12 protein-coding genes are annotated in these 12,700 nt (G+C 67.5%); 5 read left to right on the top strand and 7 right to left on the bottom strand.

The window, feature by feature from the left end:
* Window positions 1-321: 321 nt before the first annotated feature.
* The gene (locus JHC79_RS02280; protein ID WP_296388250.1) at window positions 322-543 is read right to left on the bottom strand and encodes an MbtH family protein; all 222 of its coding nucleotides are present in this window, start codon (window positions 541-543) and stop codon (window positions 322-324) included.
* 39 nt (window positions 544-582) lie between these two features.
* Window positions 583-912, bottom strand: coding sequence for a hypothetical protein (locus JHC79_RS02275; protein WP_296388249.1), 330 nt, complete (start codon window positions 910-912; stop codon window positions 583-585).
* 436 nt (window positions 913-1,348) lie between these two features.
* Here JHC79_RS02275 and JHC79_RS02270 point away from each other — a divergent pair, with 436 nt between their 5' ends.
* The 3 genes from JHC79_RS02270 to JHC79_RS02260 all read left to right on the top strand — a co-directional run bounded on the left by JHC79_RS02270 (window position 1,349) and on the right by JHC79_RS02260 (window position 4,406).
* On the top strand, window positions 1,349-2,338 hold the full coding sequence (locus tag JHC79_RS02270) for an ATP-binding cassette domain-containing protein (RefSeq protein WP_296388269.1): 990 nt from the start codon (window positions 1,349-1,351) through the stop codon (window positions 2,336-2,338).
* Window positions 2,335-3,153, top strand: coding sequence for an ABC transporter permease (locus JHC79_RS02265; RefSeq protein WP_296388248.1), 819 nt, complete (start codon window positions 2,335-2,337; stop codon window positions 3,151-3,153). The genes JHC79_RS02270 and JHC79_RS02265 overlap by 4 nt, the downstream gene beginning before the upstream one ends.
* A 143-nt stretch (window positions 3,154-3,296) precedes the next feature.
* Window positions 3,297-4,406, top strand: coding sequence for an ABC transporter permease (locus JHC79_RS02260; protein WP_296388247.1), 1,110 nt, complete (start codon window positions 3,297-3,299; stop codon window positions 4,404-4,406).
* 55 nt (window positions 4,407-4,461) lie between these two features.
* Here the strand turns inward: JHC79_RS02260 and JHC79_RS02255 are convergent, their stop codons facing one another.
* On the bottom strand, window positions 4,462-5,433 hold the full coding sequence (locus JHC79_RS02255) for a pyridoxal-phosphate dependent enzyme (protein ID WP_296388246.1): 972 nt from the start codon (window positions 5,431-5,433) through the stop codon (window positions 4,462-4,464).
* Between the two features lie 145 nt (window positions 5,434-5,578).
* Window positions 5,579-6,004, bottom strand: coding sequence for a PPOX class F420-dependent oxidoreductase (locus JHC79_RS02250; RefSeq protein WP_296388245.1), 426 nt, complete (start codon window positions 6,002-6,004; stop codon window positions 5,579-5,581).
* A gap of 68 nt (window positions 6,005-6,072) precedes the next feature.
* Here JHC79_RS02250 and JHC79_RS02245 point away from each other — a divergent pair, with 68 nt between their 5' ends.
* Window positions 6,073-7,476 carry a wax ester/triacylglycerol synthase domain-containing protein gene (locus JHC79_RS02245; protein ID WP_296388244.1) on the top strand — a complete coding sequence of 468 codons (1,404 nt, stop codon included), beginning with the start codon at window positions 6,073-6,075 and terminating at the stop codon, window positions 7,474-7,476.
* Between the two features lie 6 nt (window positions 7,477-7,482).
* Here the strand turns inward: JHC79_RS02245 and mftG are convergent, their stop codons facing one another.
* The 3 genes from mftG to mftE are packed head-to-tail and all read right to left on the bottom strand — an operon-like array spanning window position 7,483 to window position 11,008.
* Window positions 7,483-8,805: a mycofactocin system GMC family oxidoreductase MftG gene (gene mftG, locus JHC79_RS02240; protein ID WP_296388243.1), complete on the bottom strand. Its 1,323-nt coding sequence runs from the start codon at window positions 8,803-8,805 to the stop codon at window positions 7,483-7,485.
* Window positions 8,802-10,304, bottom strand: a complete 1,503-nt coding sequence (gene mftF, locus JHC79_RS02235; RefSeq protein ID WP_296388242.1) for a mycofactocin biosynthesis glycosyltransferase MftF — start codon at window positions 10,302-10,304, stop codon at window positions 8,802-8,804. Before mftF ends, mftG begins: the two co-directional genes overlap by 4 nt.
* Complete coding sequence (gene mftE, locus JHC79_RS02230; RefSeq protein ID WP_296388241.1) at window positions 10,301-11,008, bottom strand: mycofactocin biosynthesis peptidyl-dipeptidase MftE; 708 nt, start codon at window positions 11,006-11,008, stop codon at window positions 10,301-10,303. The genes mftF and mftE overlap by 4 nt, the downstream gene beginning before the upstream one ends.
* A 203-nt stretch (window positions 11,009-11,211) precedes the next feature.
* On the opposite strand from mftE, the gene JHC79_RS02225 reads away from it, so the two are divergent.
* Window positions 11,212-12,318: a CaiB/BaiF CoA-transferase family protein gene (locus JHC79_RS02225; protein WP_296388240.1), complete on the top strand. Its 1,107-nt coding sequence runs from the start codon at window positions 11,212-11,214 to the stop codon at window positions 12,316-12,318.
* Window positions 12,319-12,700: the final 382 nt, after the last annotated feature.

The raw sequence follows: 12,700 nt of genomic DNA, 5'->3' as shown, positions 1-12,700 counted from the left end.
CCCTGTGCGTCTGGAGTCACCATACGTGTTGGGGAGAAGACTATGCGAGCAACCCAGTCGTTTAGGTTGTGGTTTTGTTACGCAATCTATCGGTGACCTGTGCCACATTTGGCCCGAAAGTGCTTGCTAGCTGGGAAAACGCTGAGAACTCGATGGTCGATCGTGTTACCGGCCATTGTGATTCGTGCCACGTCCGTGTCGCGACCGCGCCCGTCGCGTTACCGAACGTGCCCACGGCCACCTGCGGACCCCCACCCCTCGACGCAGAACGACCCCCTGTCCGCAGGGACCGGGGGTCGTTCGTTCGAGAGCGTGGGCGGCTTACTTCGCGGCGTCGGCTTCCATGGCGTCGATCAGGCTCTGGGGCCGCAGATCGGTCCAGTGCTCGTTGACGTAGTCCAGGCACTCGGCCCTGGAGGCCTCGCCGAAGACCTTGTTCCAGCCGGCGGGAACGTCGGCGAACGTCGGCCACAGCGAGTGCTGGTTCTCGTCGTTGACCAGTACGAAGAACCTGCCGTCTTCGTCGTCGAATGGATTGCTCATGAAGTGGTCACCTTTCCTGGTCGGGGCGTGCGTGGTCGCTCATCGCGGTTCAGGCGCCGTCTGACCGGCCAACGCCATGGTCGCCTGGATGCGGATCGCGGACAGCGTAGCGGCCAGTCCCGACGGGCCGGCCATCGCCAACCCGGGAACGGTCATCATCAGCACCATCGTCAGCGCGGAGTCGTCGATCGTGGTCCCGCCGGTCATGGCACCGGCCGCGCCGGTCGCCCGCGTGGCCAGTTCACCGAACGTCACGGTCAGGCCGGGCTTGCAGATGGCGGGTACATCGGGAGCGGCGGCAGCAGCAGACGTGACGAGGTGCGCCAGCGAGTTGTTGTCGTCCGCGACGTGCGCCGTGCGGACGGACATCGTGTTCGAGTTTCGGTGCGAACGAAGTTGAATTGCCACCACGTTCTCCTTCCATCACCTGTTCCTGCGAATCCGTGATAATCACCGGACTCAGGACGACACCCGATTCCACTGCCCGCGTTGTCGCGCTCTGCGAAAATACTAGCCGCTTGCCGATCTACGAATCGAAAATGGCCGGTATCGGGTTCACGGGATACTTATCGTCGGATCACGCGGTGGCGTTACCGGTGGATTGCTGAGCTAAGTTCGGTGTGTACTCGATGCCGCCACACTGCGACGGCGGACACCATCTCCAGGACAGGACGGACATGCAAGCCAGGCCGGGTCCATGAGCACGCGAGACCACCCGACTACTGCAGCGCCGTACGGTACATCGGTGGAGCCGAGCAGGAACGTCACGTCGAACCGGAACACCGATCCGTCCCGGACGGACTCGGTGACCCGATCGTCGACGGGTGCGAGCGTGGTCGCCGAGGGACTCGTGAAGCGCTTCGGCGACTTCACCGCGGTCGACGGCGTCAGCTTCGAGGTGGCGACGGGAACGGTTCTCGGTCTGCTCGGTCCGAACGGCGCGGGCAAGACCACCACGGTCAACATGCTCACCACGCTTCTTCTCCCCGACGCCGGCTCGGCGCGCATCGCCGGTCACGACGTTGTCGCCGATCGTGCCGCGGTGCGTCGGTCGATCATGCTCACGGGCCAGTTCGCAGCACTCGACGAGGCGCTGACCGGCCGCGAGAACCTGATCCTGTTCGGTCGTCTGATGGGGTTGCACAAGAAGCAGGCCCGCCTGCGGGCCGATGAGCTCCTCGAGGCGTTCAACCTGACCGACGCCGCGGCGCGCCGGGTCGGGAAGTTCTCCGGCGGCATGCGCCGACGCATCGACATCGCCTGCGGACTGGTGGTGCGGCCCGAGGTGGTGTTCCTCGACGAGCCGACCACCGGACTCGACCCGCGCAGCAGGCAGGACGTCTGGAACATCGTCACCTCTCTGCGCGACCTGGGGATCACGACGCTGCTGACCACCCAGTACCTCGAGGAAGCCGACCTGCTCAGCGACAACATCGTCGTCATCGACAAGGGCAAGGTCATCGCCGAGGGCACCGCCGACGAGCTGAAGGAACGCGTCAGCGGCACTTTCTGCGAGGTACTCCCGAGCTACCCCGACGACATCGGCCGGATCCAGCAGCTGCTGGCCGACCTCGCACCCGCCGACCAGATCCGGGTCAACCCCGCGGGCACGTCGCTGACCATCCCGGCCACCCGCGGTACGAACACACTGGTCGAGATCGTGCGGCGCCTCGATGCCGAGAACATCGCGTTGACCGATGTGGGGCTGCGTCGCCCATCACTCGACGACGTGTTCCTCAAGTTGACCGAGTCGCCTGCCGACGCAGCCGCCGAACCGACCCGGGATCCGCGGTGACGACGACCCTCTCCGGAGAGGTGTTGGTCGTCGACAAGGGCCCCCGCCCGTCGATCAGCTCATGGGGCCAGACCGTGGCCCTCACCGGCCGGTCCTTGCGGGGGATGCTCCGTCAGGGCGAGTTCGTGCTGGGCATCTTCGCCCCGGTGATGCTCACCATCTGTTTCTACGTGCCGCTACGCGGCATCTTCGACGTCCTGCCCGGCGTCAACTACGCGCAGTTCCTCATGCCGGTGATCTGCCTGCAGTCGGTCGGCTTCGTCGCGACGTCGGCCGCGATGCGCGCCGCGACCGACGGGACCGTCGGCATCACCGACCGCCTGCGCAGCATGCCGATCGGTCCGATCATCCCGATGGTGGCGCGCCTGTGCGCCAACATCGTGCTCCTGCTGGTCTCGCTCACCTGGGCCCTGCTCTCCGGACTCGTGATCGGATGGCGACCGCAGCTCGGTGTCGGGAACTTCCTGGCGTTCCTCGGTGTGGCGCTGGTGATCGGCATCCTGCTCGCGCTCGGCGCCGACGCGATCGGAGTCCTCGCCAGCAACCCCGAGGCCACCAGCCAGGCGCTCGCACTTCCCCAGTTGATCCTGGGCATGCTGTCCACCGGCTTCGTGCCCGAGTCGCAGTTCCCGGAGTGGATCCGACCGTTCGCCCGCAATCAACCCATCTCCCAGTTCACCGAGTTGATGCGTGCTTTCGACCAGGGCGGCTTCACCTGGGACAAGGCGGTCGCACCGGCGATCTGGGCAGTCGGCATCGCCGTGTTCGCGCTCGGCGCCGGCGCGTACATCACGATCAAGACGGCGCGCCGATGAACTGGGAGATCACGGGCCAGCCGTCGGGCGATCCCGATCGTCGACGCTCGATCCCGTCACGTCCGCGCCATCGAGGCGCGACACCGCAGCCGACCCCGCACTGGCACTCCCCGGAGGGTTCGAGGCGGTCGCGGCGCCAGTCGGTGACCCCGGACGACAGCGAGACCAGACGCGTCACGATCGACACTCCCCCACAGGTGACCTTCCCGGGCACGGGGTCGTTCCGCGCGGTGGTCGGACCATGGACGGTCGTCTCCCCGGCCACCGACACCCATCCCACCGACGATCGTGACGGACGACGACGGTCCGAGGTCGACGACTCGGCGCCCACCATGCGGCTCACGCCGCTCCGGGATTCGGCGGCGTGGCAGGCCGGCGGGTCGGAGGAATCCGCCGACACCGGCGGCGGTGTCGCGCTGCTGGAGCGCGAGAACTCGCGCGTCACCGCCTTCCCGCCCACCGAGTCGACCGGCGAACGCGGCCTACACGCGTATCTGACCCACACAGCGGTGCTGACGGGTCGTCAGTTCCTCGTCTGGACGCGCGACCGCACCACGCTGTTGCAGACCCTCCTGTTCCCGGCGCTGAGCATGATCATGTTCAAGGTGGTGTTGGGCGACGCCATCGGCAAGGCGACGGGGCAGAACAGCGCGTTCGGCACGGTGCCGCTCGTGGTGCTCGTGGGGGCGATGTTCGGGTCGCTCGCCAGCGGTGTCCGGCTCACCACCGAACGCAAGACCGGCCTGCTGACCCGCATCTACGTGATGCCCGTGCACCGCGGCGCGGATCTGAGCGCTCGCATCGTCGCCGAACTCGCCCGAATCCTGTTGGGCACCATCATCCTGACCCTGCTGGGGATGTTCATCGGCTGGCGCTTCAACCAGGGCCTGCTCTCGGCGTTGGCCATCTTCGGTGTCGCCCTGCTCTACGGCGTGGCCTTCTCGACCCTGGTGTTGACGGTCGCCCTGTCGTCGTCGAACGTGCCGCTGGTACCGATCATGTCGCTCGTGTCGAGCCTGTTCATGTTCTTCAACTCGGGCTTCTCCCCGATCAGCGCGTATCCGGCCGTCATCCGCCCGATCGTGGCGAACCAACCGATGACCTGTGCGATCGACACGATGCGAGCCCTCGCGACCGGCGCACCGGTGGGCGACGGCCTGATCAAGACGGTCGCGTGGTCCGTGGCGATCGTCGCCGTGTTCATCTACCCGGCGCTGCGTGGATACCGTCGGGCCGCTGCGTCGCGCAACTGACGCCGCACCGAACCAACCCTGGCCCGAGTCCGCACCCGCTCGCGGACAGTTCAGCTCAGACGGCCACCGAGTTGAGATGTTCGATGACGGAGTGCGAGTCGTCATCGAGGTACGCGCCGGTCGACAGATACTTCCACCCCGCGTCGGGCATGACGAACGCGATGTCGGCTCGCTCGCGTGCGCGGATCGCGCGGTGCGCGATCCCCACCGCGGCCTCCAGGATCCCGCCGGTGGACGCGCCGGCGAAGATGCCCTCGAGGTCCAGCAGCGCTCGGACGTACTGCGCGGATGTCTCGGCGTGGATCGGATACCGCTCGGTGAGCATGGAGGCGTCGTAGAGGTCGGGGACGAATCCCTCGTCGAGGTTCCGCAGCCCGCACACCTTGTCGCCGAAAACCGGCTCTGCGGCGATGATCTCGACGGACGGCTTGTGCACGTGGAAGTAACGGCTCACGCCGTTGAGCGTTCCGGTGGTTCCCAGTCCGGCGACGAAATGCGTTATCTCGGGTAGGTCGGCGAACAATTCGGGACCGGTCGACTCGAAATGCGCCTGAGCGTTGACGCCGTTGCTGTATTGATCGAGCAACGTCCACTCGGGGTTCTCGGCGGCCAGGCGCCCGGCCGCGTCGACAGCGCCCTTGGCGCCCTCGGCGGCCGGGGTCAGGATGATCGACGCCCCGTAGATCCGGAGCATCATCTGCCGCTCGGCGGTCGAGTTCTCCGGCATCACGCAGACGAGTCGGTAGCGCTTGAGCTTGGCCGCCATGGCCAGCGCGATCCCGGTGTTACCACTGGTCGGCTCGATGATCGTCGATCCGGGTCGCAATCGGCCTGCCCGCTCCGCGCATTCGATCATCCGCAGGGCCGGTCGATCCTTGATCGAACCCGTCGGGTTGTGGTCCTCGAGTTTGGCCCAGAGACGAACAGCGGGCCCCGAGGAGTCCTCGTGCCAGCGCGGTGACAAGTTCTGCAGTCCCACGAGCGGGGTGTTGCCGACGGAATCGATCAGTGATTCGAACCGAGTCATGTTCACCCTCCATCAGCGGCGTGAACACCGCTTATTTAGACGCAGGCTGAGCATAACCGAGGGAGAACCATTCAGTCGGTGATAAAGGGAATAAAAAAGCTCCCAAACAATTCCCGTGGATTGTTTGTCGATCGACCGGATGACGTCAGGCAGTTGCGTCCAAACTCGCTATGACCTTGGTGGTGTTGATCCACACGACCAGCTCCCCCACCACCCCGTTGCGCTCGCCGAACTCCACCGCCCGGTCGTCGCCCATGTACCGGGCACCGGCGGCGGTCGCGACCCGGCGCACCTCGTCGAGGTCCTCGCTCACCTCGACCACACCCTGAACCTGGACGAAGGCGTACGGCGGCTCCTGCAGGTCGACGGTCAGGACCACTCGGGGGTCGCGGGCCATCGCCTTCCCCTTCGCCGTGCCGGCGCCGGTGTTGAATGCGATCCGGTCCCCGTCGAGCACGAACCACACGGGCGCGACCAGCGGCCGTCCGTCGGACGCGACGTATCCGAGGTGTCCTGTCTTGGTTCCCTCGTTCAGGAATGCCCGGACGGCCGGGTCTGCGATGCTCGTCATCTGATGACCCTAACGCGCTGCACTCGACCGAATCCGGCTCCGCGAGCCGCCGCCGGCACGGTCGCGCGATGAGGCAGCTGCGTCCACGCGACTCCGCGTACGTCTATCTCGACGACACGCATCTGGCCGCCACCGTCGTGTCGTGCTGGGTCCTCGCGCATCCCGACGGTGGTCCCTGCGGGCTCGATCCCGAGACCGTCACCGCCACCCTTCTCGAACGACTCGGCGCCGACGAGATCTTCGCCAGCGTCCTGTTCCGACTGCCCGGCGACATCGGCCATCCGTACTGGGTACATCGCCCCGATCTCGATCTCACGCGTCATATCCGTTTTCATCCGCCGGTGGGATCGACCTGGCCGCAGGCGCAGTCGATACTCGCGACCATCGCCGACACCCCGTTCGACTTCCACCGCCCGCTGTGGAACGTCGATGTGATCGCGGACGTGAGCGGTGTCCCCGATCGGGTCGGACTCGCCACCATCGTGGCCATCTCCTTCCACCACGCGGCGTTCGACGGAATCGGATGGGAGGAGACGATGCACCGACTGCTGACCGACGACCCCGACGACCTCCCGCCGGTCGAGCCCCGGTCCATCGGCGGCCGCGATCGGAGCACGGCCCGCCTCGTCGCGCGCGAGGTGCTCATCGCACCGGCGGTGTGGGGACGTTTCGGCGTCAATGTCATCCGGGCAGTGCACGAGGGCATCACCGGCACGCGTCGTGCCGATCGACCCGACTCGCCGGGGACCCCGGCCCCGAGCACGCGGTTCAACACCGGGATCCGGGGCCGCCGAAACGCCGACTACGTCGAGTTCGCTCTCGACGACGCCAAGCGGATCAAGAACCTGATCCCCGGCGCCACCGTCAACGATGTGCTCCTGTCGATCGTCGGCGGGGCGATGCAGAACCACCTCGCCTCTCTGGGCGAGGCCCCCACGACCTCGATGCGGGCGATCGTGCCGATGTCGACCCGCAAGGAGATCCACTCCGACGCCGCCAACCAGTTCCTGCCCCTCGCGATCGACATGCACACCACCACGAACGACCTGTCGACACGGATCGCCGCGATCACCGCGACCACCGCGGCGGAGAAGCAACGGGCGGCGACCACCATGCGAAGTCGCTACTGGCGCATGGTGTTCTCGGTTCCCGCGCCGGTGCTACGGCTGCTCGGTGTCCTCACCCGATTCTCCGAGCGTCGCCGCGCCCCGCGATCCACCGTGAACACGGCGTTCTCCAGCGTCATCAACCACACACCGATCGCGTCGATGCTGGGGGTGCCCACGGCGTCCGGGTTCGGGTTCGCCCCGTTGGGTGCATGGTCGACGATCACCCACTTCGTGGTCTCGGGTCTGGGCCGTCTGATGATCGTCGTCACCGCCGACGACGAGGTTCTACCCGATATCGCGAACTACAGTGACGCCCTGCGTGAGTCGGTGCGAGCGCACCTGGCCCTCGTCACCGACGGGTGAGCGCACTCAGCGCGCCTCGGTGACGATCGCATCGACGATCGTCGAGGCCATCATCATCTGCGTCTCGTGGGGTCCACTCGATCCCGGGGTCGGCAGGATCGATCCGTCGATCACCCGGAGACCGTCGAATCCCGTCGGTACGCCCAGCCAATCGGTGGCGCGCCCCATCGGCATCGACCCCCACGCGTGTTGCGATGTCAGTATCGTCTCGTCGACCGTGGCGGTGCCGGGGTCGAGAAGTCCGGAGAATGCGGGTCCGGTCACCATCTCCTGCACGCGCCGCGCCCATGACCGCATGCGCTCGACATCGGAGGGGTCGACGGTGCCGAGGTCCACCTGTTGTCGGCCGGTCTCGTCGATGGTCAGCGTGCCCACCGTCCTGGGTGCCATCAGTGCCACCCCGATCGCTGACGCGGTCGGCGCCAGACCTTCGATGTAGTGCGCGAAATCACCGTTGTAGCAGCGGATCTCCATGAAATCTTCGGTGTGCAGAACGGTCGGCAGCAGTGGACGCGGTGTCGCGTGCGCGTTGTCGGTCAGAGCACACCGCACCAGCAGCTCCCGGTGCTCGGCGATCCGATGCGTCGCGCCGACCCCGGTGGACCGCGCGATCAGCGCCGCGGACGCCAGGGTGCCGGCGCACAGGATCGTCTCGTGGGCGGCGATGGTCTCGCCGTCGGCGAGACGGACACCGCTCACCCGAGCCCCGGCGACCTCGAGCCGCTCCACCCGAGCACCGGTGCGCACGCTCAGGTTTCCTCGACCACGCGCCCGTCCCAGCGGTCCGCGGTCGGCGGGCATCCGCAGCGCACCCACCGAGTTCGACCGGACCCGGTTGACCCCGACGCGTGGCGAAACTGATTCGACCACGTCGTATCCTGCTTCTTGCCAGTACTTTTCGAAGGCGTGGGCGACGGGGTGCAGTTCGTCGTCGGCGAGGCGGCGCACCGACATCACCCCACCTCCGTGCGGTCCGCCGTCGAGTTCGTCGTAGGCGCGGGTGACGGTGTCGGGGTCCCACCGCTGCTGCTCCCAACCGATGAAGTCGTCGTCGTGCCACCGCATGAAGTAGCCGCCGTTGACCGCCGATGACCCGCCCAGTCCCTGACCGCGCGGGAGTCCCAGCCCCGAGGCGTCCCGATGGTGGGTCACGCGGTCCGACGACGCCCCGATCGGCAGGACGGACAGACGCAGATCGGCGTCCGCGGCACCGGACGGGCCCGCTTCGAGCAGGATCACCTCGATGTCGTCGTCGCGGGTCAGCCGCTCGGCCACCACACACCCACAGCTGCCCGCGCCGACCACGACGATCCGACGCCTCGCGTTCACTCCGGTGGTCGTCGGCCCGCGGCCGAGGACGGGAGCGCGGCGGACCCCCAGCGCCCGATCACCGGGCGCAGGGCGCCGAGATTGCGGCCGGTGACCGCCCCCTGCCACAGCCCGGTGCCGTAGGCGAGATCGTCGAGTCGCTTGATGGCCACGAATCGTGTGACGCCCAGTCGGACAGGCGCATCGGGGTTGAGCATCTCCGAGCGCATCCACTCGACGACACCCTCGGCCAGCGCCACGGCCAGCAGGACCGATCGAAAGCGACGGGACACGAGGGCCAGCAGGATCGACAGCGGCCAGTAGTGCCGACACAACGCCGACGCCATCTGCAGGAACCCGAACCCCACGGACTGCGCGGTGAGCCTCGCGGCGACGCGGGGTGCGTCCGGGATGTGGGCGATCCGCTGGTGGAGTCGGTGCGCGATGAACCCGATCATCGCGACCATCAGTCCGAAGCCCCACCTCGAACGGGTGAGGGCGGCGACCATGGCGACCATCATCGGGGTGTTCATCACCATGGGCGACGCCAACGTCTGGTGCCGGTCGGTGAGCAGCGCGGCACCGGTCCCGTAGTACCGACGCCTATCGAGACCCGCGCGGAGCGCAGCACGGTGGTCGTGCTCGGCCAGGGCGACCGGATCGTAACGGATGACCCACCCGTCCGACCGCAGGCGCCAGCACAGATCGACGTCCTCGGCCACCTGCAGCGACTCGTCGAACCCATCGAATGCACTGCGCCGCAGGATCATCGCTGCGCTCGGCACGTAGGCGATCCGGGTCCCCGGTGCGACTGGGCCTTCTCGTCGACCCATGTCCAGCGACGAGTGCAATGCCTCGTACCGGGCCATCGGGCCGCCGTCCGGCCGCATCGCGGTGATCCGCGGCGCGACCATCGCGACCTGCTCGTCGGAGAAATGGCCGAGTAATCTGGGCAACCAGTCCGACCCCGGCGTGACGTCGGAGTCGAGGAAGGCCACGAAGTCGGTCAGCACCCGGGCCGCACCCAGGTTGCGGGCCGCGGCGGGCCCGGCGCTGCGCTCGGTCCGGATCACCTCGGCACCGTCGGCACTCACCGGCACGCGCGATCCGTCGTCGACGACGATGATGCGCACGCCGTGCAGCGCCGACATCAGTCGATCGATCCCGATCTGGTTGTCGCGCACCGGGATCACCACGGTCACGTCGGACTCGGTGGGTCCGAACATCGGACGGGGATGGGCGACGCCGGCGTCGAGCAGCGTTCGGGCCAGGGATGCGGTGGCCGGGCTGCTCACGAGGATCCGACCGTCGGGATCGATCATCTCCGTAGCCGCCGCCGACAGCGACAGCACACGGAGCGGAGAGCCGCCCACGATGTGCCGTCCACCGGGGACCACCGTTGCGCGAACGTCGATCTGGACCTGAAAGCCGTTGGGCAACGCCTGCTTCGGCGTCACCGGGCGTTCGTCATCGGCATCCGGCGCGGTTTCGTCGACCGACGGTGTGGTGTTCGGGGTCATCGGATCATGCCGTTCGCGTCCGGCGACCACCGGTCCACGGCGGAGACGAGACGGGCGGTGAGGTCGTCGAACAGCGCACGTCCCCGATCCGCGGTGGCGCCGGCGGGATCCCCGAGAACGCCGGTGGCGCTCACGGCACGTACCCCGCCGGATTGCATGGCACCCATCAGCTCACCCACCGGGGCGGTGTTGCCTGACGCAACCCGGGCCACTCGGACGAGATGGGGTGAGAGATGAAGCAGCAGTGAGGTTTCCGTGTCACCTGCGTGAGCATCGGCCCCGGCGAGAGCACACGGGAACCAGGTCACGTCGCGGCCCTCGTGGCGCAGCAGGGCCACCGCCGACGCGAGGGTGGCCACGTTGCCGCCGTGGCCGTTGACGAACACGACGCGCCGGGCCCACAGACAGGCACTGCGTCCGAACTCCACGAGAAGGATCCGTAGCGCCTCGTGACCGATCGACAGGGTCCCCGGGAAGCTCTGGTGTTCCCCGCTGGCCCCGTAGTTGAGAGCCGGCGCCACCAGGACATCACCCGCGACACGCGCCGTCGCCCCCTCCGCGACCGCGGCGGCGATCCGCACGTCGGTGTCGAGCGGGAGATGAGGACCGTGCTGTTCGACGGATCCGAGCGGTACGACCAGAGTGCACCCGCGTTCGTCCAGCTCGGGCCACGTCTGCGCTCCGAGCCCACCGGGGCAGGTCATTCGGACAATGGTAGACACCGCGACCGGATCTGAACACCGGAAGCGCGTAATGGATTTCGAGACGTCGGCGTGTCGCGGGAACAGGTGCCGTCCCTCGGCGCGCCGCACCCCACATATGAACCCGCATTCAGTTATGCGATGCTGAGGTACCGTGCGGCCGCCAGGTGCGGACGCGTTCCCCACTGTCGACGACGAGGTGTGCGATGAGCGAGAGCAACCGTCCCCAGAATGGCCCGCTGAGCAGCGTGCGAGTGATCGAGTTCGCCGGGATCGGCCCGGGACCGCACGCCGCCATGGTGCTCGCCGACCTCGGCGCCGACGTGATCCGTGTCCAGCGCGCGGGCACGTTGCCCACACCCGGCCGTAACGCCGATCAGTTGCTGCGTGGGCGTTCGGCGGTTGTCGAGGCGAACCTGAAGTCGCCCGAGGACAAAGCAGCCGTCCTCCGCCTGATCGAGAAGGCCGATGTGATCGTCGAGGGTTTCCGCCCCGGTGTGATGGAGCGATTGGGTCTCGGACCCGACGATCTGCACGCCGTCAACGAGGGGCTGATCTACGGGCGGATGACCGGATGGGGCCAGGAGGGTCCGCTCGCCGACCGGGCCGGCCACGACATCAACTACATCTCGCTGACCGGTCTCCTGCACGCCGTCGGCCGTGCCGAGGAACGTCCGACGCCGCCGTTGAACCTCGTGGGTGACTTCGGCGGAGGGTCGATGTTCCTCGTACTGGGGGTGCTGGCGGCCATCGTCGAGCGGCAGCAGTCGGGCAAGGGACAGGTGGTCGACGCCGCGATGGTCGACGGCGCTTCGGTTCTGGGACAGATGATGTGGGCGTTCCGCGGCACCGGGCTGTGGCAGGACCAGCGCGGCGTGAACCTGCTCGACACCGGTGCGCCCTACTACGAGGTGTACGAGACCTCCGACGGCAAGTACATGGCCGCGGGCGCCATCGAGCCACAGTTCTACGCCGAGATGATCGCGGGCCTGGGCCTGGCGGACGCCGATCTGCCCGACCAGAACGACATCGCACGGTGGCCCGAGCTCAAGGCACGGTTCACCGAGACGTTCGCGTCGAGGACACGCGACGAATGGGCCGCGATCTTCGACGGCACCGACGCGTGCACCACACCCGTTCTCACCTTCGCCGAGGCCCCTGAGCACCCGCACATGGCGGCTCGACGGAACCTCACCGAGATCGACTCGGTCATGCAAGCCGCTCCGGCACCGCGCTTTTCGCGTACCAGCACCGACACACCCGCGGTGCCGGCGCGCGCGGCCACCGATCCGTCGACCATCTGGACCGACTGACCAGACACAAGCCGCCGATTGGTCCGAAACAACACCTTCCGTGCTGACTGTGTGGAAAACGCCAGTCGAGTGTGCTCACCACCCGACGCACCGTGCCTCGAGAACAACGCACACTCGACGACGCGTTTCCGCACCGTCAGCGGCTCTGGACCCACACACCTCGTGACACGAGCCGCCGACAGTGCCGAAACTACGCACCGAGCGTGCGCCGTCCACACACCAACTTACCTGTGCGCACAGCACACTCGATGCATCGTTTCAGCCCGGTCAGCAACACCTGCTCACCACCATCGAATCTGATCCAACGCCGATCAGATCGCGCGTGGCGTCGCTCAGACCTTCGTGCTGCCCTGATCCATCGAGAACTGCGACGCGGTGATCG

It is taken from the genome of Williamsia sp. (genome assembly GCF_016462415.1).
In the GTDB taxonomy this organism is placed as follows: Bacteria; Actinomycetota; Actinomycetes; order Mycobacteriales; family Mycobacteriaceae; genus Williamsia_A.
The sequence above is the reverse complement of the archived record's forward strand: the minus strand, read 5'-3'. Positions and strand labels throughout refer to the sequence as shown.